At 70.2% G+C, this 21086-nt stretch carries 19 protein-coding genes and 1 pseudogene; 8 read left to right on the plus strand and 12 right to left on the minus strand.

What is annotated here, in order from left to right:
- Positions 1 to 20: 20 nt before the first annotated feature.
- The 5 genes from HNR02_RS01870 to HNR02_RS01890 all read right to left on the minus strand — a co-directional run bounded on the left by HNR02_RS01870 (position 21) and on the right by HNR02_RS01890 (position 5183).
- On the minus strand, positions 21 to 1376 hold the full coding sequence (locus tag HNR02_RS01870; RefSeq protein WP_179771502.1) for an MFS transporter: 1356 nt from the start codon (positions 1374 to 1376) through the stop codon (positions 21 to 23).
- 41 nt (positions 1377 to 1417) lie between these two features.
- Positions 1418 to 2281, minus strand: coding sequence for a lysophospholipid acyltransferase family protein (locus HNR02_RS01875; RefSeq protein WP_179771503.1), 864 nt, complete (start codon positions 2279 to 2281; stop codon positions 1418 to 1420).
- Positions 2278 to 3057 carry a GNAT family N-acetyltransferase gene (locus HNR02_RS01880; RefSeq protein ID WP_179771504.1) on the minus strand — a complete coding sequence of 260 codons (780 nt, stop codon included), beginning with the start codon at positions 3055 to 3057 and terminating at the stop codon, positions 2278 to 2280. Before HNR02_RS01880 ends, HNR02_RS01875 begins: the two co-directional genes overlap by 4 nt.
- Positions 3058 to 3424: 367 nt before the next feature.
- Positions 3425 to 4381 carry an electron transfer flavoprotein subunit alpha/FixB family protein gene (locus HNR02_RS01885; protein WP_179771505.1) on the minus strand — a complete coding sequence of 319 codons (957 nt, stop codon included), beginning with the start codon at positions 4379 to 4381 and terminating at the stop codon, positions 3425 to 3427.
- Between the two features lie 16 nt (positions 4382 to 4397).
- A complete protein-coding gene (locus HNR02_RS01890; protein WP_179771506.1) occupies positions 4398 to 5183 on the minus strand; it encodes an electron transfer flavoprotein subunit beta/FixA family protein in 786 nt (261 codons plus the stop codon).
- Between the two features lie 214 nt (positions 5184 to 5397).
- On the opposite strand from HNR02_RS01890, the gene HNR02_RS01895 reads away from it, so the two are divergent.
- The gene (locus tag HNR02_RS01895) at positions 5398 to 6240 is read left to right on the plus strand and encodes a DegV family protein (RefSeq protein WP_179771507.1); all 843 of its coding nucleotides are present in this window, start codon (positions 5398 to 5400) and stop codon (positions 6238 to 6240) included.
- Between the two features lie 71 nt (positions 6241 to 6311).
- Positions 6312 to 6482: a hypothetical protein gene (locus HNR02_RS01900; protein ID WP_179771508.1), complete on the plus strand. Its 171-nt coding sequence runs from the start codon at positions 6312 to 6314 to the stop codon at positions 6480 to 6482.
- Here HNR02_RS01900 and HNR02_RS01905 read toward each other — a convergent pair.
- Entirely contained in the window at positions 6442 to 6870 is a 429-nt protein-coding gene (locus tag HNR02_RS01905) for a hypothetical protein (protein WP_179771509.1), read from the minus strand. The genes HNR02_RS01900 and HNR02_RS01905 overlap by 41 nt on opposite strands.
- 143 nt (positions 6871 to 7013) lie before the next feature.
- Between HNR02_RS01905 and HNR02_RS36400 the strand changes: the two genes are divergently transcribed.
- From HNR02_RS36400 to HNR02_RS01925, 4 genes and pseudogenes are all read left to right on the plus strand, one after another.
- Entirely contained in the window at positions 7014 to 7823 is an 810-nt protein-coding gene (locus HNR02_RS36400; RefSeq protein ID WP_179771510.1) for an ATP-binding protein, read from the plus strand.
- A 22-nt stretch (positions 7824 to 7845) separates the two neighbouring features.
- Positions 7846 to 8613 carry a class I SAM-dependent methyltransferase gene (locus tag HNR02_RS01915; protein WP_179771511.1) on the plus strand — a complete coding sequence of 256 codons (768 nt, stop codon included), beginning with the start codon at positions 7846 to 7848 and terminating at the stop codon, positions 8611 to 8613.
- Complete coding sequence (locus HNR02_RS01920) at positions 8610 to 10091, plus strand: 1,4-alpha-glucan branching protein domain-containing protein (RefSeq protein WP_179771512.1); 1482 nt, start codon at positions 8610 to 8612, stop codon at positions 10089 to 10091. Before HNR02_RS01915 ends, HNR02_RS01920 begins: the two co-directional genes overlap by 4 nt.
- Before the next feature lie 72 nt (positions 10092 to 10163).
- A pseudogene (locus tag HNR02_RS01925) lies at positions 10164 to 11414 on the plus strand (glycosyltransferase family 4 protein); the annotation flags it as partial.
- A gap of 389 nt (positions 11415 to 11803) precedes the next feature.
- On the opposite strand, the gene HNR02_RS01930 reads toward HNR02_RS01925, so the two are convergent.
- Positions 11804 to 12262, minus strand: a complete 459-nt coding sequence (locus tag HNR02_RS01930; protein WP_179771513.1) for a nuclear transport factor 2 family protein — start codon at positions 12260 to 12262, stop codon at positions 11804 to 11806.
- A 90-nt stretch (positions 12263 to 12352) separates the two neighbouring features.
- On the opposite strand from HNR02_RS01930, the gene HNR02_RS01935 reads away from it, so the two are divergent.
- Positions 12353 to 12895, plus strand: a complete 543-nt coding sequence (locus tag HNR02_RS01935) for a TetR/AcrR family transcriptional regulator (protein ID WP_179771514.1) — start codon at positions 12353 to 12355, stop codon at positions 12893 to 12895.
- Here the strand turns inward: HNR02_RS01935 and HNR02_RS01940 are convergent.
- The 5 genes from HNR02_RS01940 to aceA all read right to left on the minus strand — a co-directional run bounded on the left by HNR02_RS01940 (position 12884) and on the right by aceA (position 19385).
- A complete protein-coding gene (locus tag HNR02_RS01940) occupies positions 12884 to 14677 on the minus strand; it encodes an MFS transporter (RefSeq protein WP_246338477.1) in 1794 nt (597 codons plus the stop codon). The genes HNR02_RS01935 and HNR02_RS01940 overlap by 12 nt on opposite strands.
- Positions 14674 to 15258, minus strand: coding sequence for a TetR/AcrR family transcriptional regulator (locus HNR02_RS01950; RefSeq protein ID WP_246338478.1), 585 nt, complete (start codon positions 15256 to 15258; stop codon positions 14674 to 14676). The genes HNR02_RS01940 and HNR02_RS01950 overlap by 4 nt, the downstream gene beginning before the upstream one ends.
- Before the next feature lie 161 nt (positions 15259 to 15419).
- Positions 15420 to 16208, minus strand: a complete 789-nt coding sequence (locus tag HNR02_RS01955; protein ID WP_179771515.1) for a S1 family peptidase — start codon at positions 16206 to 16208, stop codon at positions 15420 to 15422.
- A 214-nt stretch (positions 16209 to 16422) separates the two neighbouring features.
- Complete coding sequence (gene aceB, locus HNR02_RS01960) at positions 16423 to 18030, minus strand: malate synthase A (RefSeq protein WP_179771516.1); 1608 nt, start codon at positions 18028 to 18030, stop codon at positions 16423 to 16425.
- A gap of 68 nt (positions 18031 to 18098) precedes the next feature.
- Positions 18099 to 19385 carry an isocitrate lyase gene (gene aceA / locus HNR02_RS01965; protein WP_179771517.1) on the minus strand — a complete coding sequence of 429 codons (1287 nt, stop codon included), beginning with the start codon at positions 19383 to 19385 and terminating at the stop codon, positions 18099 to 18101.
- Positions 19386 to 19613: 228 nt separating this feature from the next.
- On the opposite strand from aceA, the gene HNR02_RS01970 reads away from it, so the two are divergent.
- A complete protein-coding gene (locus HNR02_RS01970; RefSeq protein WP_179771518.1) occupies positions 19614 to 21038 on the plus strand; it encodes a short-chain fatty acyl-CoA regulator family protein in 1425 nt (474 codons plus the stop codon).
- Positions 21039 to 21086 lie beyond the last annotated feature (48 nt).

The raw sequence follows: 21086 nt of genomic DNA on the forward strand, positions 1-21086 counted from the left end.
CCAGGGTAGACCGTGCGTCCTCACCCGCGCGTGGGCCACCGGCGGGTGATGACGACGCCGAGCAGCGCAAGAGCGGCCAGGGTGAGGCCGAGCACACCGAGCGCGGGCGCGGGCCGCCCGGCGGAGGCGACCAGGCCGAGCAGGACCCCGCCGAAGCCGACGGTCAGCGCCGAGGCGACCCAGTCGCCCAGCTGCATCGCCGAGGTGTTGAAGCCGCGCTCGTGCTCGGGCGAGAAACGCAGCAACAGCAGCGAGATCGACGGGTAGGCGATGCCCATGCCCGCGCCGCCGACCAGGCACGCGGCGAACGCGATCCAGCCCGGGAACCACGGCTGGGCGACGAGCGCGAACAGGAGCACGCTGACGGCGACCATGCCGAAACCCGCGCGCAGGAGCGTTTCGCGGGACCAGTCCGGGTGGCGGCCCTGGACGGCGGAGGCCGCGGACCAGGTCAGCGCGGTCGCGGTGAGCGGGAGACCGGCGAGCGCCGGGCTGTAGCCGTGGACGGTGGTCATGGCCAGCGGCAGGTAAGCCTCCATCCCGGCGAAGGCGCCGCCGAGCAGGGCCCGTGAAGCGACGACGGTGGGCAGGCCGGGCCGTGCCGTGACGGTGCCCGGCGGGACGAGACGGCGGACCGCGAGGGCCAGCGCGGCCAGCCCGGCGCCTCCGTAGGCGAGTGCGGCGGGGCTGGGGTGCTGGGCGGCCCAGGTCAGCGCGGCGACGCCGAACGCGGCCGCGAGCGCGACGACGATCCCCGCGCGGCGCTGCTGTTCGCCGGGTACGTGCGTGAGCCGGCGGGCGACCTGGACGAGCATGGCCAGGCCGACGACGGTGAGCGGGGCGAGGCCGAGGAACACCCAGCGCCAGCCGAGGTGCTCGGTGACCAGGCCCGCGACGGTCGGCCCGACGACCGCGGGCAGCACCCAGGCCGCGGCGTTCGCGGCGTACATCACGGGCCGTTCGCGGTCGGTGTAGACGAGCGCGATGAGCAGCGACACGGCGACGAGCACCAGGCCCGTGCCGAGCCCCTGCAGGACCCGTCCGGCGAGCAGGAGGGCCATGCTCCGCGCGGTGCCCGCGACGAGCAGACCGGCGAGGAACAGCGGCGCCGGCCCGGCGATCAACGGCAGCGCCGGACCCCGCCGGTCGCAGATCCGGCCGGACAGCACGGTGGCGACGACACTCGCGACGAGGAACGACGTGAACGGCCAGGAGTAGAGGCGCTGCCCGCCAAGGTCGGCGACCATGGTGGGCATCGCGGTGGCCACACCCATGTTCTCGAACGCGATGAGCGTGACGACGAGCAGGCTGGCCACGGTGGTCATCCGGTGCTCGGCCGTCCACAACACCCCGCGCGGCCGGCTTTCGACGATCATCGGTCCAGGCTCACACCTCCAGCGCGGTGGAGGTCAAGCGGCTACACCTGCTCGAAGTGCTCCACCCGGACGGGCACCCGCCGCCGCTGCTGCACCGGCACGCGCACGTTCCCCAGCGCGGCCTGCACCGCGGCCTCCGCCATTCCGGCCAGCTCACGCCGGTCCGCGGCACGGCCGGGCGCGATTTCCCCGCACACCGTCACTTCCAGCACCAGCCCACGCAGCGCCGCGACGCGGTTGAGCGAGTCGATCAGTGATTCGGGACCGATGAAGGCAGGCTGCGTGGTCTCGCGGCCGTCCGCCATCCGGTACCGCAACGCCAGCGGCCGCACCGGCACCCCGGCGTCGATCGCCGCTTGGAACGTCGCCGGGCGGAACCGGCCGGAGGCCAGACCGCACCAGGTCGTGCCCTCGGGCGTGACGCTGACCAGCGAACCGTCGCGCATCGCGGCGGACAGTTCGGCCATCGTGGACGGAAGTGTGGAAAGCCGTTCCCTGTCGAGGAAAATGCTGCCGCCGCGGGCCACGAGCGCACCGAGCACCGGCCAGCCCGCGATCTCCTTCTTGGCGAGCGCGCGCATCGGCCGCACGGCGTTGACCGCCACGATGTCCAGCCACGAGATGTGGTTGTTCACCACCAGCGCCCCGCGCCCGCCACCGTCGAGACGTTCACCGCGCACCACCAGCCGTACCCCGAACGCCCGCAGCACCCCGCGGAACACCGTGCGCGCCACGGGTTCCCGGAATCGTCGGACGACCAACGCCGGCAGCGCCCCGAACGCCAGCAGCACCACCGAAACCGCCGCGGTGAAGCGCAGCGCGCGGCGCACCGGCCCGACGGTCGCCGCGCCCGGCGTCAGACAGCCGTCGCCGCACGGTGAGGCGGGCATCCAGGGGTGGCTCATGCCTGGTTCCCGAGGAAGAACTTGAGATAGCGTGCGTCCATCGCCTGCATGTCGAGCAGGGTGAAGAAGTCGGCGACCGCGAAGTCCGGGTCGTGCGCGGCCGGACCGCACACCTTCGCGCCGAGCCGCGTGTACCCCTTGATCAGCGGGGGCAGCACCGCACGGGCGGGCCGCGCGACGCCGGTGTCCTGCCACGGGTTCAGCGGTGTCACCCGGTTCGACTCGCTCGCGTAGTGCTTGACGCGGAGGATGTCCCACACACCGGCCGCGTACGTGCCACCGTCGTTGAGCGGGACCGATGCGCATCCCCCGAGGTAGCGGTGGCCGGACAGCAGCATGTACCGCCCGATGCCCGCCCACACCAGGCTCACCACGGCGCCTGTCCGGTGGTCGGGGTGTACGCACGACCGTCCGGTCTCCACGAGCGACCCGCGCAGCCCGGCGAGGTTCGTCAGGTCGAACTCGGTCTCCGAGTACAGCCCACCGGCCTTCGCGGCCCGATCGGGCGGCAGCATCCGGTAGGTGCCGACGATCTCCCCCGTGTTGTCGTCGCGAACCACGAGATGATCGCAGAACTCGTCGAACCGGTCGACGTCCAGACCGGGCGCCGAATGCAGCTTCGCACCCATCTCCCCGGCGAAGACCTGGTAACGAAGCCGCTGTGCCGCAACGACTTCATCGTTGTCGTAGGCGACGAGCAATGAATACCGGGCAGCGCCCTCGGGCAGCTGGCCGTCCTGGCAATCGGTGCTGACGAGCAACTGGGACCGCGTCATGTCTGTAGGTGTACCGGCGGCCAGGGAACCGCCAGGAGGTTCATCGCGTGACCACCTCGTGCACGTTGGATGAACCGCGGGTTCTCAGGGTTCTCTCAGGAAGCGGGGCCACCCGGCGATGCGACCGGCACCGGCAGCCACCTCACCCACACCTCCCCCACCCCCGATACAGAGCCGCCCTGACGATCAAGGCTCGGGGGAAAGCCCAGGTCTGGGTTGTATTCGCGCGCAGCGCTCGGCTTTCAAAGATCAAGGGACAGTCCTCGGTCATCCCGTCTCGATCTGCTGCAGCTCGCCGGCGCTCGCCGCAAGGACGAAAGAACGGGGGCCACCGCCTGTCCTGGCGATGGCCCCCGTCTTACCTGCATCAGCTCTTGCGCTTGGCGACCTCTTCGGTCAGCTGCGGGGCGACATTGAACAGGTCGCCCACCACGCCGAAGTCGGCGATCTCGAAGATCGGCGCCTCGGGGTCCTTGTTGACCGCGACGATCGTCTTCGAGGTCTGCATACCGGCGCGGTGCTGGATCGCACCGGAGATCCCGAGCGCGACGTACAGCTGGGGCGAAACCGTCTTGCCGGTCTGGCCCACCTGGAACTGCGCCGGGTAGTAACCGGAGTCGACAGCGGCACGGGAGGCACCGACCGCCGCACCAAGCGAGTCGGCCAGCTTCTCCACCACGTCGAACTTGTCGGCCGAACCGACACCACGACCACCGGACACGACGATGGTGGCCTCGGTCAGCTCCGGACGGTCGCCGCCCGTGACCGGCTCCACGCCGGTGATCTTCGCGGATTTGGCGGCGTCCACCGCGGGCAGCTCGACAGCCTCTTCGGCCGCCGCGCCCTCGGCCTGCGCGGCCTCCACCGCGCCCGGGCGCACCGAGATGATCGGCAGGCCCTGCGCCTTCGCCTTCACCGAGTAGGCGCCACCGAAGATCGACTGCTCCACGGTGCCGTCCGAGTTCACACCGACGGCGTCGTAGACCAGGCCACCGCCGACCCGGATCGCGAGACGGCCGGAGACCTCCTTGCCCTCGGCGGACGCGGTGACGATCACCGCCGCCGGGGACGCCTGCTCGACCAGCTTCGCCAGCGCGTCGACCTTCGGGGTCACCAGGTAGTTGCCCGCGTCCTCGGACTCGGCCACATATACCTTCGCCGCACCGTAGGAGCCCAGCTGCTCCTTGAACTTGCCCGCGGTGCCCGGTGCGCCGACGACGACGGCCGACGGCTCGCCCAGCTCACGGGCCGCGGTCAGCGCTTCGAACGTGGTCTTCTTCAGCTCGCCGGCCAAGTGATCGACGAGAACCAGAACTTCAGCCATTGCTCTGTCTCCTGTCTCAGATGATCTTCTGGCCGACCAGGTACGTGGCGATCTTGCTGCCGCCGTCACCCTCGTCCTCGACCCGCTCGCCCGCGGTGCGCGGGGGCTTCGGGGCCGCTTCGACCACAGTGGACAGTGCGCTGCCGAGGCCGACCGCGCCCGCGTCGACGCCGAGGTCGGCGACCGTGAGCGTCTCGACCGGCTTCTTCTTCGCGGCCATGATGCCCTTGAAGGACGGGTAACGCGGCTCGTTGATCTTCTCGGTGACGCTCACCAGCGCGGGCAGGTTCGCCTCGAGGTGCGTCAGGCCGTCGTCGGTCTCCCGGTCGGCCTTGACCGTCGAGCCCTCGACCGTCAGCGACCGCACCTGGGTCAGCTGCGGCAGGCCCAGCAGCTCGGCCAGCATCGCGGGAACCGCACCGGCACGGCCGTCCGATGCCTCGTTGCCCGCGATGACCAGGTCGACACCCTCGACCTTGCCGACAGCGGCGGCGAGCACCTTCGCGGTGGCCACGGCGTCGGAACCGTGCAGGGCCTCGTCCGAGACGTGGATGGCCTTGTCCGCGCCCATCGACAGGGCCTTGCGGATGGCGTCGGTCGCGCGGTCCGGGCCCACCGAGATCACGGTGACCTCGCCCTCGCCGGCTTCCTTGATCTTCAGCGCTTCTTCGACGGCCTTCTCGTTGATCTCGTCGAGAACGGCGTCGGCGGACTCGCGGTCAAGCGTGTGGTCGCCGTCGGAGAGCTTGCGCTCCGAATAGGTGTCTGGCACCTGCTTGACCAGGACAACAATGTTCGTCATTGGTCCCCTTCGACCTCCCTGAACCAGCTCTACTGGTCGGTAGCGTAGGGAGATTTCGCTGCCGTGGCGCGCCGAGGTGACGGCCTTCACCCGGAATCCCGATTTACCGGGACGATCGTTCAGCTTGTTCTCCCTCTCGCTCAGACTACTCCGAGCGGGGGCTTGACCCGATGTGGTTACACCCGATCGGGCATCCGGTCTAACCTCACATCCCGTGTCCAACCACGTCGCCGTAGTCACCGACTCGACCGCGTCCCTGCCCGAGCAGCTCCGCAGACAGTGGGGCATCGCCTCCATCCAGCTCCAGCTGCAGGTCGGGGACCACATCGACGAGGAGAGCCGGTTCGACAGAAGCCACCTGGTCGAGGCTCTGAGCGCCGGCGAACGGGTGACGACGAACCCGCCGGACCCTGGCGCGTTCTTCTGGACCTACCAGGACGCGGTGAGCGCCGGGGCGAGCGCGATCGTCAGCCTGCACATCTCGCAGCGCATGTCCGCGACCCTGCAGGCGGCCCACGAAGCGGCCCAGCAGGTGCAAATCCCGGTGTACACGGTGGACAGCGGGACGACCGGGATGAGCCTCGGCTTCGCGGCGCTCTCCGCCGCCCGCGCGGCCGCCGCGGGCGCTCCGGCGGAGCGGGTGATCGATGCCGCGCAGCGCCGCTTCGCGACCAGTAGCGAGCTGATCTACGTGGACACCCTGGAGTACCTGCGCCGTGGCGGCCGGATCGGCGGCGCGACCGCACTGCTGGGCACCGCGCTCTCGATCAAGCCCCTGCTCACCGTTCGTGGCGGCGAGGTGTCGCCGCTGTCCCGGGCGGCGGGCAGCCGTCGCGCGATGGCCAAGCTGGTCGATCTGGCGGCCGACCGGGCCGGTCACCTCCCGACCGACCTCGCGATCTCCTGCTTCCGGCCTACCAACCGCGAGCTGATGCTGGTGCAGCAGCTGCGTGAGCGGGTGCCCAACGTCCGCGAGCTGAGCATCGTCGAAGCCAGCACGGTGATAGGAGCGCACGTCGGGCCGGGTGCGCTGAGCATCACGGTCTCCCCTGGGTAGCGGTGGAACCAGCGGGGTAACCCGTCCGTTGACAGGGTGACGAAACCGGCATACCGCCCCGGAGGACGGACATGGCTTCGCTGTTCAACAAGATCGCCCGGTTCGCGAACTCGCCGCAGGGCAAGCGCGCGATCCGGCAGGCCCAGCAGTTCGCCAACGACCCGCGCCGCCGCGCCCAGGCCAAGTCGGCCGTGGCCAAGCTCAAGGCACGCGTGAACGGGCAGGGCCGCCGGCACCACTGACCTTCGCCGGCAGCACCACCAGCACGAGAGCCAGCAGGACCAGCGCGCTCAACCCGACCACGTTGAGCGCCTGGTCCAGCGGCTGGAACACGTGCAGGTGCGTGAAGTGGTAGAACGCGTGCGGCACCGAGAACACCAGCCACGCCAGCCCGGTCAGCCGCGTGACCGTCGTCGTCCGCACGATCATCGCGCCGACCGTCAGCGCCCCGAGCGCCAGGAACATGGCACCCACGTCGCGCACCAGGTGCTGGTTGTAGGGCCCGTCGACCGAGACGTACCCCGGCCGCACGCCCGGGAAGTCGCTGTAGAAGCTCTCCGGCAGGAACGTCGCCCAGCAGCCCACGACCAGGCCGGTGAGGGCGAACAGCGTCAGGCTCACGAGTCTCATACGACTTGGACAAGACAGCGGCCCGGAACGTGACACCGCGAGTTTGTCCGTTCGTTTCCACCAGAACCGTAACGGAGTAGCGCGCTCACCCGATAGGGTCACGCCTCAGCTCGCACTGTTGCCACTGAGGGGAGCCGTCACCGGTGCACACGGCCACCACCATCCGGGATGACCAGCACGTCCAGGCCGACGTCCGCCGCTTCGCGGCCGCCCCCTTCGACGGCAGACCGGTCGAGACCGCCACCGACGCCGACCTCGACGTGCGCCTGTTCCGCACCACCTACCTGCCTTCGTTCGTGGCGGCGGAGTCACTGGAAGAAAAAAACCACCCGGTGGAAGCCGACCTCGCCTGGCTGCGGCTGACCACACCGGGCGGCGTGCCGACGGCGCTCGGCCTGCTCTCGGTCGGCCGCGACCCCAGCGCGCACGTCCCAGGCGCGTACGTCCAGTTCATCCGCTATCAGGGACGCGACCTCGACGCCCCGGTCATCGACCAGCAGGAGCTGCGCGGCAACCTCGTCGCGACGGCAACGAGGCTGAGCGCGCTGCTCAGCGGTCACCTGCGGACGCGGCTGACCGACGGCGAGGGCTTCCGCGAGGAGCAGCTGCCGGACTACCCGCTGGAGGCGCTGCGGGAGACGTGCATGAACGCGGTCATGCACCGCAACTACGAGACCTCGCACGCGCCGATCCGGATCACCTGGTTCGACGACCGCATCGAGGTGACCAACCCGGGCGGCCCGTACGGCCAGGTGCGGGCGGACAACTTCGACCGCGTCCACGACTACCGCAACCCGAACCTGGCCCGCGCGATGAAGGCGCTCGGCTACGTGAACCGGTTCGGCCGCGGCATCTTCCGCATCCGCTCGGCCATGGCACGGGCGGGCAATCCGGTGCCGGAGTTCCACGTCGACTCCTCGTCGTGGACGGTCGTGCTGCGGAAGTGGCCCTGACTCACCCAGTAGTGTCGCCGGGGTGAGCACGTCGCGCGCCGAAGCACTGCACCTGACCGGGGAACGCACGGTTCCGGGCATCGCCGAGGAAAACTACTGGTTTCGCCGTCATGAGGCGGCCTACCACGCGCTGCTGCCGTGGTGCGCGGACGCGGTGGTGCTGGAGGCCGGATGCGGCGAGGGCTACGGCGCCGGGCTGATCGCCTCGACGGCTCGCGCGGTGCTGGCGCTGGACTACGACCAGCCGACCACCGAGCACGTCGCGCGGCGCTACCGCGAGGTGTGGACGGCGCGGGGGAACCTGGTCCAGTTGCCGGTGCGCGACGGGGCCATCGATGTGGTCGCGAACTTCCAGGTCATCGAGCACCTGTGGGATCAGGGCGCGTTCCTGTCCGAATGCCTGCGCGTGCTGCGGCCGGGCGGGCGGCTGCTGGTCACCACGCCGAACCGGCTGACGTTCACCCCGGACAGCGACACCCCGCTGAACCCGTTCCACACCAGGGAACTCGCGGCGGCGGAGCTGGATTCGCTGTTGCGGGAGGCGGGTTTCGCGGTCGAAGTGCTGCACGGTCTGCACCACGGGCCGGGTGTGCGCGCGCTGGACGAGCGGTACGGCGGGTCGGTCATCGACGCGCAGCTGGAAGTCGTGATGGGACACCTGCCGGGGCAGGCGCCGTGGCCGCCCGCGCTGCTCGCCGACATCGCCGCGATCGGCGCTTCGGACTTCGAGATCCACGGCGACCGCCTCGACGAGAGCCTGGACCTGGTCGCGGTGGCGGTGCGGCCGTGACCCGCGAGGGGACGTTCTGCCTGGTGCTGCACAGCCATCTGCCGTGGCTGCCGCACCACGGCTCGTGGCCGGTCGGCGAGGAATGGCTCTACCAGGCGTGGGCGCATTCGTACCTGCCGGTGGTCGACCTGGTGCGCAGGTTCGCGGCCGAAGGCAAGCGGGACGTGCTGACGCTCGGCGTGACGCCGGTGCTCGCGGCGCAGCTCGACGATCCCTACGCGCTGCGGGCGTTCCACGAATGGCTCGGGCACTGGCAGTTGCGGACCGTGCAGGCCGGGACGTTGTGGCGTTCGGACCCGTTGCTGCGCGAGCTGGGCGCGCACGAGTACCGCGCGGCGACGCGAGCTTTGGAGGACTTCGAAACCCAATGGCGGCACGGGTTTTCGCCGCTGCTTCGGTCGCTTGTGGACTCCGGGGTTCTGGAGCTGCTGGGCGGCCCGTACGCGCATCCGTTCCAGCCGCTGCTGGACGAGCGCATCCGGTCGTTCTTCCTGCGGGGCGGGCTGGCGGACACGGCGCTGCGGACCGGGCACCGCCCGGAGGGCATCTGGGCGCCCGAATGCGGCTACGCGCCGGGCATGGAGGCCGGTTACGCGGCGGCCGGGGTGCGGCGGTTCCTGGTGGACGGGCCGTCGTTGCACGGCGACACGGCCTTCGCGCGCCCGGTGGGCGCCTCCGACGTGCTGAGTTTCGGGCGGGACCTGGAGGTCACGTACCGGGTCTGGTCGCCGCGCGCGGGCTATCCGGGGCACGCGCATTACCGCGATTTCCACACCTGGGCGCACGAGGTCGGGCTGAAACCGTCGCGGGTGACGGGCAAGCAGGTCGAGCCGTCGGACAAGGCGCCGTACGAACCGGCGCTGGCCGCGGACACGGTCCGCACGCACGTGAAGGACTTCGTCGAGACGGTCGTGTCGCGGCTGCGGTCGCTGCGGGAGCAGCACGGCCGTGAGGCGATGGTGGTCGCCGCCTACGACACCGAACTGTTCGGCCACTGGTGGCACGAGGGCCCGGCGTGGCTCGAAGGTGTGCTGCGGGCGTTGCCGGAGGCCGGGGTGCGGGTGACGACGCTGCGCGGCGCGGTCGACGCCGGGCTCGTCGGGCCCGCGGTCGAGCTGCCCGCGTCGTCCTGGGGGTCCGGTAAGGACTGGCGCGTGTGGGACGGCGAGCAGGTGGCCGACATGGTCGCCGACAACGCGGCCCTGCAGGAGCGGCTGCTGGCGCTGCCGCGCTCCGGGGCGCGGGACAAGGTCGCCGACTGGGCCGTCGGCGAGGCGATGATGTCACTGTCCAGCGACTGGGCGTTCATGGTCACGAAGAACTCCGCGGCCGACTACGCCCGCCGCCGCGCCGCTGTGCACACCTCGCGCTTCGACGAGCTGGCCGGATGGGTCGGCCGGGGACCGCTGCCCGCTCCGGTGGAACGCTGGGCCCGCCAGGACAACCCCTTCGGCCGACTGGACGCACGAGACTTGTGACCGAGGTCACCCCTGCCGCGGCGGGCGTTCGGGCGGTTCTGTTCGTAGTTGACCAGTGAGTAACCTCCTGTCATGCGTGTGCTGATGCTGTCCTGGGAGTACCCGCCGGTCGTGGTCGGCGGGCTGGCCCGCCACGTGCACGCGCTGGCCCGCCACCTGGTCCGGGACGGGCATGAGGTCGTGGTCCTGTCGCGGCACCCGGCCGGGACCGACGCGCACACGCACCCGACGACGGACCTCGTGGTCGAAGGGGTGCGGATCGTCCGCGTCGCCGAGGACCCGATGCACGTGACGTTCGAACGGGACCTCGTGGCGTGGACGTTGGCCATGGGTCACGCCATGGTGCGCGCGAGCCTGGAGCTGGCGCGCACGTGGCGGCCGGACGTCGTGCACGCCCACGACTGGCTGGTGGCGCACCCGGCGATCAGCCTGGCGGGCTCACTGCGGCGGCCACTGGTCGGAACGATCCACGCAACCGAGGCCGGACGGCATTCGGGCTGGTTGTCGCAGCCGCTCAACCAGCAGGTGCATTCGGTGGAGTGGTGGCTGGCCAACCGGTCGGACGCGCTGATCACCTGTTCGCAGGCGATGCGTGCCGAGGTCGCGAAGCTGTTCGAGGTGCCGGCGGACGACATCACCGTCATCCACAACGGCATCGAGGAGCGGGGCTGGCAGGTTCCGGCGGAGGAGGTCGCGCGGGCGCGGCAGGCGTATGCGCCGGCAGGTGAGCCGCTGTTGTTGTTCTTCGGGCGCCTGGAGTGGGAGAAGGGCGTGCAGGACCTGGTGTCCGCGCTACCGAAGATCCGGCGCTCACACCGCGGGACGCGGTTGGTGGTCGCCGGGCGCGGACGACATCTGGACGAGCTGGTCAAGCAGGTGCGGCGGATGCGGATGCAGCATGCGGTGGAGTTCGCCGGGCACCTGCGGGACCGGGAACTGAGGGCGGTGCTCGCGGCGGCGGACGCGGTGGTGCTGCCGAGCCGGTACGAGCCGTTCGGGATCGTCGCCCTGGAAGCGGCTGCCGCGAAGGCCCCGCTGGTGGCGTCGACCGCGGGCGGTCTGGGTGAGGTCGTGGTCGACGGCGTCACCGGCTTGTCTTTCGCTCCCGGCGACGTGGCGGCCTTGACGTCAGCGGTGACTTCGGTCCTGCGCGACCGGACCGCCGCCGAATCCCGCGCGCGCACCGCACAGGCCCGCCTCGCCGACGACTTCGACTGGGCCCGCATCGCGGCGACCACCGCCGAGGTCTACCGCCGCGTCCGGGTCCGCGACCACGGCGAACTCGGCCGGCCCAAGATCCCGACGGGCAACGTCCTCAACCCCGAACCTCCCCCGGCGGTGCCGAAGACGTTGACCGGCAAGGCCACCGCGGGCGCCAGAAAGTCCGGCGCCGCCGGACCGTCGGGCAGGGAACAGCCCAGCGCGGCGAAACCCGCCGCCGCGCGGAAGAACAAGCCCGCAACCTGACCGGCGCACGCGCTGATCGCATGGGCCAGCCAGTTCGCGGCACGGGGATCGGCTCGCACCGCCGCACTCCCCCTGCCCCAGCCCGGCAACCGACGCGAGTTCACGAAGTACGGGCTGAGTTCCACGGACGGCGCCCGGTTCGCCGCGGCCAGGTCGCCCTCGGCGAGGGCCTGGCAGACCGCCGGACCCAACGCGACGAGACGCACGCTCGCAGGTTCCGTCCGGTCGTGCCGACCGAACAGCGATCAGAACACCGGCAGCGGGGCGTCGCGCTCGGACTCCGGGCGCGGGCCGAAGATGCGGCGCTCGGACTCGCTGATCGGGACGTCGTTGATGCTCGCCTCGCGACGGCGCATCAACCCGTTGTCGGTGAACTCCCACAGCTCGTTGCCGTAGCTGCGCCACCACTGGCCGTCGGCGTCGTGGCACTCGTACTGGAAGCGCACGGCGATCCGGTTGCGACGGAAGCCCCACAGTTCCTTGCGTAGCGCGTAATCCAGCTCGCGCTCCCACTTCCGGCGCAGGAACTCGACGATCGCGTCGCGGCCCACCACGTGGCGGTCCCGGTTGCGCCAGACCGAATCGAGGGTGTAGGCCAGCGCGACCTTCTCCGGATCGCGGGTGTTCCACGCGTCCTCCGCGGCTTGCACCTTCTGGGCGGCGGTGACCTCGTCGAACGGCGGGAACGGGGGACGATCGGACATGGGACTCCTTCGACGGCAAGCGGAGAACGTACGTTCTCCATCGATGCGCTACGGTAGAGAACGCACGTTCTCCACGCAAGGGCAGGTGGGATGGACCTGGACGAGGCACGTGTCAGGGTGCTCGACGCGGCGGGAGAACTGTTCGCCGCGCGCGGCATCCAGGCGGTGGGGATGGACGCGATCCGGGCCGGGTCGGGCGTGTCGCTCAAGCGGCTGTACCAGTGCTTCCCGGCGAAGGGCGATCTCGTCGAGGCGTGGCTGCGCCGCCGGGACGCGTGGTGGCGGCAGTCGCTGGCGGACTACGTCGGGACGCGGTCCGATCCGGTGCTCGCGGTGTTCGACTGGCTGCGGCGGTGGTTCGGCGAGGAGGACTTCCGGGGGTGCGCGTTCCTGAACGCCTGGGGAGAACTGGGTGAGTCGGTACCCGGTGTTGCTCGTGTGGTGCGGGAGCACAAGGACTTGGTGCGGGCCTACCTGCGTTCGGTGGCCGGTTCGGACGATCTCGGCGACCAGATCTTCACCCTCGTCGAGGGCGCGACGGTAATCGCCGGCGTCACCGGCGATCCGGAGGCCGCCGGCCGGGCGCAAGCCGCGGCGAGGACCCTGCTCCGGACGAGTTCCTCAGGTGGTTGACGGCCGGCGCCGGCGGATCACGTCCGCACCCACAGCCGTCGCGATGCCGACGACCGCGAGAGCGGCGGCGATCCAGGCCGCGGTGGTGTAGCCCGCACTGGCGGGCACGAACTGTCCGGCCGTGGTGTGCGCGGCGAGTATCAGCCCGCCCACCGCGCTGCCGATGGAGAACCCGACCGCGCGGACGACCTGGTTGACGCTCATCGCCGCGGCGGTTTCACGCGCCGGGGTCATGGCGAGGATCGCCTGCGGCATCGTGGCGGAAGCCCCGCCGACACCGAAACCGAGCACCCCCATCGCGACAATGGGCCAGGCCACCCCCCACGTGCGAGTGCCGGCGAACAGCACGCACCCGGCGGTGATCACGACGCCGCAGACGGCCAGCAGCACGAAGGGTCCCGTGCGCAGCTGGAGCCGCGGAACCACCCGTCCGGCCGCGAATCCCAGCAGCGAGAACGGCACCAGGACGAGCCCGGCCTCGACGGCGGTGAGGCCGTAGCCGTAACCGGCTTGTCGCGGGGTCTGTACGTAGCGGGTGATCAGGGTGAACAGCAGGTACATCGCGATGCCGGAGACAGCCATGATCAGGTTGGCGGCAGCCACCGCCGGGTGGCGCAGGGCCGCGAGGTCGACCAGCGGCCGCGAAACCCGCCGCTCCACGACCACCCAGCCGGCCAACAGCACGACGCCCGCTGCCAGGACCAGCCCCGCCACTGTCGGTTCGCTGAGCCACAAGGCGGTCTGACTGGTCACCAGAAGAACGGCCACCAGCCCGAGCGAAAGCAGGGAGGTGCCAAGCCAGTCCACGCTCCCACCGCGTGGCGCAGCCGCACCCTCCGCCGGGACATCGGCGCGCTCCCCCGGCGCGTCGGGGCCGCTTCGCGACGCAGCGGCAGGATCCTGCGATGCGTCAGCACCCCCATGCGACACGTCGAGACGATCCCGCGACACGTCGCCGTCTCGGGCCGCATCGGTATGGTCGCACCGCCCGTCGATGCGCGCGGGCGACGCGCCAGGGCCGCCCCGCAGCGCTGCGGCGCCATCCTGCGGCACGTCGACCGCACCCCGCGACTCGTCGGCGTGATCCCGCACCACGTCCGCACGACCACGCGACACAGCAGCGTCGTCCTGGGCCGCGTCAGCCCCACTCCATTGCGCGTCGGCGCGATCAGGCGGTACGTCACGGCGTTCGCGCGGCGGGGCGGGGCGGTCGCGGGGCAACGCCACGATCGCCGTGGCCAGGGCGGCTGCCGTGATGACCACGCCGAGCAGGTAGGCGGCACGCACTCCGCCCACCTGGGCCAGCAAACCCGCTGCCGGGTAGCCCAGACCGACGCCCGCGGTCGAGGCGACGGACAGCAGCGCGATCGTGCTCGGGGCACGCTCCCCGAGGTGCTGGCGTGCGGTGGCCATCATCAGGGGCGTGAGGCCCAGGCCGATCCCTTGCGCGGCGCGGCCGGCCAGGAGCACGGCGAACGGGACCGGCGCCACGGTGGCGACGCTGCCCGCCGTGACGATGGCGAGGGTGGCCACCACCACGGGCCGCCGTCGGACCGAACCCAGCCTGCCCAGCAGCGGAGTGGTGACCGCGCCGGACAGCAGCGCGATCGTCAGGCTCCACTGGGCCGCCGCCAGCGACACCCGGTACTCCTGGGCCACCGCGGTGATCAGCGGCGCGCCGAGACTGCCCAGGACGGCCACAACCAGTGCGATGAACAGCAGTGGCGCCACCAGCGTGCCACGACCGCCGTCGGTCACGCGGCCGTTCGCGGCGGTCGTCATCGGTTGTTGTCGTCCGTCAGGTGGTCGAACAGTCCGGCCTGGATGCGGGTGCGGATGCCACGGGCCCACTCGGCATCCACGTCGTCGACCTCCAGCGCCGCGGCGGTGTTGAGCAACATGCCGTAGGCCAGGAAGGTCTTGACCGCCACCGGGTGCAGGCCGGTGTGCCCGGCCGTCGCCGACCACATGCGGGCCATCTGCTCGCGCACCACCTCGCGCACCTCGGGATCCCCACAGGCGGCAAAGGCCTGCAACTGCACCAGGAGCGCGGTCCGGTCGGCCAGCGCCCGGTCGTAGAACTGACCCATCGCCGCGAGCGCGTCCCGGCCTGCGCGCTCCTCCGCGGCTCGGTCCATGCCGCCGATCAGCCGACCGAACGCCCGCTCGACGACCTGCAGGAACAACGCCTTCTTCGATCCGAACAACCGGTAGATGTAGGGCTGCGTGATCCCCGCCCGACGAGCGAGCGTGTCGGTCGACGTGCCGTGCAGACCGGCGCGGGCGAACTCCTCGGCTGCCAGTTCGAGCAACTGCTCACGCCGCTGCTGCCCCGACATCCGTGCAGGTGCGTCTGTTGCCATGCCTGCAAAGTTATCAGTTACTGATTACTAACTCATCACCGCCTGTCTTGAATAGTCCGAGGTCGCAGGAGTGGGTCGCCGCCGGGATCGGCGTTCTCAAACCGGAGGGCTGGCACACGCGCCAAGGGGGCCGGGAACGGTGCGGAGCGGGGAGGGAACGCTCAGGGCAGCACGTCCTGTGGTGTCAGCTGGGCTTGGAGCTCGTCGTGGTAGGCACCGACTCGGGCGTAGACTCCGGGTTTTCCTGGTTCGGCACAGCCTTCGCCCCAGGAGACCACTCCGATGATGCGTCCGGCAGCGACCAAGGGGCCTCCGGAGTCACCCTGGCAGGTGTCCACGCCACCCTGTGGGAAGCCCGCGCAGACCATCGCGTCGGGGGTGTACTGCGAGTACGCGTGCGAGCAGTAGGCATCGCTCGACACCGGGACCGTCGCTTTCAGCAGCACGTCGGACGAATCGCCCATCGGAGCCGTGTTGCCCCAGCCGAGGATCGTCGCCTCGGTGCCCGCCCGGTAACCGACATCGTCCTTCGTCGCGAGTTCCAGCGGCTGCCCGGTAACGGGCTGGGTCAGCGTCAGTACCGCGACGTCGTAGCCCTCCGTGGCGTCCTTGAACCCGGGATGCACCCACACGTGGGACACAGTGGACACTGTGCCGTCACGACTGCTCAGGGCCGTCCGTCCACTCACGACCCGCAGGGCAGGCGGACTCTCCCCCTGCGCGCAGTGCGCGGCGGTCAGCACTTTGTCGGGCGCCACCAGCGTTCCGCCACAGAACTGCAGACCCGTGGCGTCGGTGAGCGCCACGGTGAACGGGTACTCCGCGATGTCGGCGGGCGCACCACCGATGATCCCCGGCTCCGCGTGGGCGGCGGGCGCGCAGACACACGCGGCGATCAGACTCGCGGCTACCGCGATCGAACGGGTGAAACGACGCACTGCAGGGATCATGACCAGCTCCTTCGGCATCCCCGGGACAACTTTGCTGCTCTCCAGGATTGCGCAGCCGAAGGGTCTTACACATCTACCTCAAGGAAGAAATTTCGCGGGACAGGTCGGGCCCGGTAGGTGGAGCATACCTACCGGGCCCGAGTGTCCGCGCTGTCCGGCCACAGCCAGCGCGAGCCGGTTTTCCCCGTCAGGAGAGGGAAAACCGGAGTCCGATCTAGACCAGATCAGTCAGGTGGCGCGCGTACGCGCCGGTCGTCAGGAAGTTCGGCAGCTTCTCGCCGAGCGCGGTCTCGACGAAGATCTCCCGCGCATCGTCCAGTTTGGCCTGATCACCCAGCTCGGCCCGGACGGACGACAGCTCCTCGTCCAGCCACGAACGGACCAGCGACGCCGTCACGGCGGTACCGTCGTCGAGCTTCGTGCCGTTGCGGATCCACTGCCACACCTGCGCCCGCGCGATCTCCGCGGTCGCCGCGTCCTCCATCAGGTCGAAGATCGCCGCGGCGCCGGTCCCCCGGAGCCATGAGTCCACATAGCGCAGAGCGACGTTGATGTTGGCCCGCAGACCCTTTTCGGTGATGTCGCCGCCCGCGCTGGCCACGTTCAGCAGATCCGAAGCGGTCACCGCGACATCCTCACGAAGACGGCCGATCTGGTTCGGCCACCCGCCCAGCGTTTCGTCGAAGACCTCGCGGCAGACCGGGACCAGACCCGGGTGCGCGACCCAGGAACCGTCGAAACCGTCACTCGCCTCGCGTTCCTTGTCCTGGCGGACCTTGTCGAACGCCACGGCGTTCGCCGACGGGTCCTTGCTCGGGATGAACGCCGCCATGCCACCGATGGCGTGCGCGCCGCGCTTGTGGCAGGTCTGGACCAGCAGTTCGGTGTAGGCACGCATGAACGGCGCGGTCATCGTCACCTCGGCGCGGTCCGGCAGGACGAAGTCCGCGCCCGCGTCGCCGAAGTTCTTGATGATCGAGAAGATGTAGTCCCACCGGCCAGCGTTCAGGCCGGAGGCGTGCTCACGCAGCTCGTACAGGATTTCGTCCATTTCGAACGCCGCGGTGATCGTCTCGATCAGCACGGTCGCGCGGATCGTGCCCTGCGGGATGCCCAGCTCACGCTGCGCGAGGCGGAACACGTCGTTCCACAGCCGCGCCTCCAGGTGGTTCTCCAGCTTGGGCAGGTAGAAGTACGGTCCGCTGCCGCGCGCGAGCAGCTGGCGCGCGTTGTGGAACAGGTACAGCCCGAAGTCCACGAGGCTCGCCGAAACCGGCCGCCCGTCGATGCGCAGGTGCTTCTCCACCAGGTGCCAGCCACGCGGCCGGACGACGATCGTGGCGGGGCTTTCGCCAATCGTGTACCGCTTGCCCGATTCCGTGGTGAAGTCGATGTCGCGCCGGATGGCGTCGAAGAGGTTCAGCTGCCCGCCGACGACGTTGGGCCAGGTCGGCGAAGTGGCGTCCTCGAAGTCGGCCAGCCACACCTTCGCGCCGGAGTTCAGCGCGTTCACGGTCATCTTGCGGTCGGTCGGGCCGGTGATCTCCACGCGGCGGTCCTCGAGGCCGGGCGCCGCGGGCGCCACCTGCCAGGAGTCGTCGTTGCGGATCCATCGGGTCTCCGGGCGGAAGTCGAGGGGTTCCTCGCCGCTGGCCAGCTTCTCGCGCCGCAGCCGCCGCTCGTCCAGCAGCTCGCGCCGCCGTCCGGCGAACTCGTTGTCCAGCCGCGCGATGAAGGCGAGCGCCGCCGGGGTGAGGATCTCGTCGTACCGCTCGCCGGCCGGGCCGGCGACCTCGATCTGCGAAGTGAACGTGTGCGTCATGGCAAGCCTTCCTGGAGGGGCCGCGGTGGCGGCCGGGGCGAGCGCGCCCCGGCCGCTCGCGGCTCTTTCTAGAACTGGGCTTCTTCGGTCGACCCGGTGAGCGCGGTGGTCGAGCTCTCCGGGTTCAGCGCCGTGCTGACCAGGTCGAACCAGCCGGTGCCGACCTCGCGCTGGTGCTTCGTGGCGGTGTAGCCCCGCTCCTCCGAAGCGAACTCGCGCTCCTGCAGGTCGACGTAGGCGGTCATGCCCTCGCGGGCGTAACCGTGCGCCAGGTCGAACATCGAGTAGTTCAGCGCGTGGAAGCCGGCCAGCGTGATGAACTGGAACTTGTAGCCCATGTGGCCCAGCTCGCGCTGGAACTTCGCGATGGTCGCGTCGTCCAGGTGCTTGCGCCAGTTGAACGACGGCGAGCAGTTGTAGGCCAGCATCTGGTCCGGGTACTTCGCCTTGATGGCCTCGGCGTACTGGCGCGCCACCTCCAGGTCCGGGGTGGAGGTCTCCATCCACAGCAGGTCGGCGTACTCGGCGTAGGCCAGACCGCGGTCGATGCACGGCTCGATGCCGTTGGTGACCTTGTAGAAGCCCTCCGAAGTGCGCTCACCGGTGATGTAGCGCTGGTCGCGCTCATCGGCGTCGCTGGTGATCAGCGTCGCGGCCTGCGCGTCGGTGCGGGCGACGACCAGCGACGGCACGTCGAGCACGTCCGCGGCGAGGCGGGCGGCGTTCAGCGTGCGCTCGTGCTGCTTGGTCGGGATCAGCACCTTGCCGCCGAGGTGGCCGCACTTCTTCTCGGACGCGAGCTGGTCCTCCCAGTGCACGCCGGCGGCACCGGCGGCGATCATGCCCTTCATCAGCTCGAACGCGTTGAGCGGACCGCCGAAGCCCGCCTCGGCGTCGGCGACGATCGGCGCGAACCAGTCGATGTCGCGGTTGCCCTCGGCCCAGTTGATCTGGTCGGCTCGGCCCAGCGCGTTGTTGATGCGGCGGACGACGGCCGGGACCGAGTTGGCCGGGTAGAGGCTCTGGTCCGGGTAGGTCTGCCCGGCGAGGTTGGCGTCGGCCGCGACCTGCCAGCCGGACAGGTAGATGGCCTTGAGGCCCGCACGCACCTGCTGGACGGCCTGGTTGCCGGTCAGTGCGCCCAGCGCGTGGACGTAGTCCTCGGTGTGCAGCAGGTCCCACAGCTTCTCGGCACCCCGGCGGGCCAGGGTGTGCTCCTCGACGACGCTGCCGCGAAGCTTGATCACGTCCGCCGCGCTGTAGGACCGCTTGACACCCTTCCACCGGGGGTCGTTCTCCCACCGCTGGGCGAGCTCAGCGGCTTCCTTCTGCAAGTGGTTGGGCTGCTCTGCCATGGGTCTTTCTCCACCTTTGCGAACGTTGCGATGACTCGCTTGCTGGTGTCGACCATGACATGGGCTGCGCAAACGTGGCCAGCGCTCCAATTTGCCAATTTCTGTAAATTTTCACGTAGCATGTTGTGAAGGTTGCGAAACGCGGTTTCGCAGTCGCTGCAAAGTACGGGGACTGAATCGGTCACGTGATCGGTCCGGACTGAAAATGCTGTCCGAGGAGGGCCAGTCGTGGAAAAGACTTTCGCCGGCGCGAAGCTGCGCCACCTCCGCGAAAGCCGCTCGATGAGCCAGGCGGACCTGGCCAGGTTGCTGGAAATCAGCCCCAGCTACCTCAACCAGATCGAACACAACTCGCGTCCGCTGACCGTTCCGGTGCTACTGCGCATCACCGAGGCGTTCGGCGTCGACACCGAGTTCTTCGCCAACAACGACACCAGCCGCCTGGTCGCCGACGTGCGCGAAGCCCTGCTCGACGAGTCGATCGGCATCGACGCGACCACCAGCGAGCTCAACGATCTGGCCACGAACCTGCCCACGATCGCGCAGGCCCTGGTCCGGCTGCACCGCAGCTACCGGGCCGCGGTGGAGAGCACGGCCGCGCTGGTGACCGAGAACGGCATGGGCCCGCACGGCAGCGCCGCCGCTCCCCTGCCGCACGAAGAGGTCCGGGACTTCTTCTACGAACGGGAGAACTACGTCGCCGAACTCGACGAGCGCGCCGAACGGATGGCCGACGACATCGGACTGCGCCGCGGCGGCGTTCACAAGACTTTGCAGGAGCGCCTCGCCGACCACTACGGCGTGCAGGTGATCAGCGAGGGGCTCGACGAGGCGGCCGGTCAGCAGCACCGCTACCAGCCCGACGGCAAGGTGCTGCGGCTCGCGCCGAGCCTGCGCGTGGGCCAGCGGGCGTTCCGGATGGCTTCGCAGATCGCGCTGATCGAGTACGACGACCTGATCACCGAACTGGCCGACTCGTGGGCGTTCTCCGGTCCGGCGGCCCGGTCACTGGCGCGGGTCGGGCTCGCCAACTACTTCGCCGGGGCGCTGATCCTGCCCTACGGCCAGTTCCTGTCCACGGCGGAGAGCTTTCGCTACGACATCGAGCGGCTCTGCGACCACTTCGGCGTCGGGTTCGAGACGGTCTGCCACCGGTTGTCCACCCTGCAGCGCCCCAAGCAGCGCGGCGTGCCGTTCTCGTTCGTGCGGGTCGACCGGGCGGGCAACATGTCGAAACGCCAGTCGGCGGCGGGGTTCCACTTCTCCCGCGTGGGCGGGTCGTGCCCGCTGTGGAACGTCTACGAGGCGTTCAGCTCGCCGGGCAAGATCCTCACCCAGATCGCCACGCTGCCGGACGGCAAGAGCTACTTCTGGATCGCGCGGACGGTGTCACGCAACATCGGCGGGTTCGGCAGCCCGGGCAAGATGTTCAGCGTCGGGCTGGGCTGCGAACTCCGCCACGCGGGACGCCTCGTCTACTCCACGGGCCTCGACCTGGACGCGAAGGCCGCCGCGACGCCCATCGGCATGGGCTGCAAGGTGTGTGAGCGGCCGGCGTGCCCGCAGCGTGCGTTCCCGACGATCGGCAAGCAGCTCACGGTCGACGAGAACACCAGCACGTTCGTCCCGTACCCCGCCGTGCCCAAGGGATAGCTGGGTGGCGCCGTCCCGGAACGACCAACACAGCGCCCGGAACAGCAA

The sequence above is a fragment of the Amycolatopsis endophytica genome, assembly GCF_013410405.1.
GTDB classification, from domain to species: Bacteria; Actinomycetota; Actinomycetes; order Mycobacteriales; family Pseudonocardiaceae; genus Amycolatopsis_E; species Amycolatopsis_E endophytica.

What these genes read in the sequence shown, in the direction of transcription:
- HNR02_RS01870 (WP_179771502.1), bottom strand. Translation starts at nt 1,376, where the DNA reads ATGATCGTCGAAAGCCGGCCGCGCGGGGTGTTGTGGACGGCCGAGCAC.
- HNR02_RS01875 (WP_179771503.1), bottom strand. Translation starts at nt 2,281, where the DNA reads ATGAGCCACCCCTGGATGCCCGCCTCACCGTGCGGCGACGGCTGTCTG.
- HNR02_RS01880 (WP_179771504.1), bottom strand. Translation starts at nt 3,057, where the DNA reads ATGACGCGGTCCCAGTTGCTCGTCAGCACCGATTGCCAGGACGGCCAG.
- HNR02_RS01885 (WP_179771505.1), bottom strand. Translation starts at nt 4,381, where the DNA reads ATGGCTGAAGTTCTGGTTCTCGTCGATCACTTGGCCGGCGAGCTGAAG.
- HNR02_RS01890 (WP_179771506.1), bottom strand. Translation starts at nt 5,183, where the DNA reads ATGACGAACATTGTTGTCCTGGTCAAGCAGGTGCCAGACACCTATTCG.
- HNR02_RS01900 (WP_179771508.1), top strand. Translation starts at nt 6,312, where the DNA reads ATGGCTTCGCTGTTCAACAAGATCGCCCGGTTCGCGAACTCGCCGCAG.
- HNR02_RS01905 (WP_179771509.1), bottom strand. Translation starts at nt 6,870, where the DNA reads ATGAGACTCGTGAGCCTGACGCTGTTCGCCCTCACCGGCCTGGTCGTG.
- HNR02_RS01930 (WP_179771513.1), bottom strand. Translation starts at nt 12,262, where the DNA reads ATGTCCGATCGTCCCCCGTTCCCGCCGTTCGACGAGGTCACCGCCGCC.
- HNR02_RS01935 (WP_179771514.1), top strand. Translation starts at nt 12,353, where the DNA reads ATGGACCTGGACGAGGCACGTGTCAGGGTGCTCGACGCGGCGGGAGAA.
- HNR02_RS01940 (WP_246338477.1), bottom strand. Translation starts at nt 14,677, where the DNA reads ATGACGACCGCCGCGAACGGCCGCGTGACCGACGGCGGTCGTGGCACG.
- HNR02_RS01950 (WP_246338478.1), bottom strand. Translation starts at nt 15,258, where the DNA reads ATGGCAACAGACGCACCTGCACGGATGTCGGGGCAGCAGCGGCGTGAG.
- HNR02_RS01955 (WP_179771515.1), bottom strand. Translation starts at nt 16,208, where the DNA reads ATGATCCCTGCAGTGCGTCGTTTCACCCGTTCGATCGCGGTAGCCGCG.
- aceB (WP_179771516.1), bottom strand. Translation starts at nt 18,030, where the DNA reads ATGACGCACACGTTCACTTCGCAGATCGAGGTCGCCGGCCCGGCCGGC.
- aceA (WP_179771517.1), bottom strand. Translation starts at nt 19,385, where the DNA reads ATGGCAGAGCAGCCCAACCACTTGCAGAAGGAAGCCGCTGAGCTCGCC.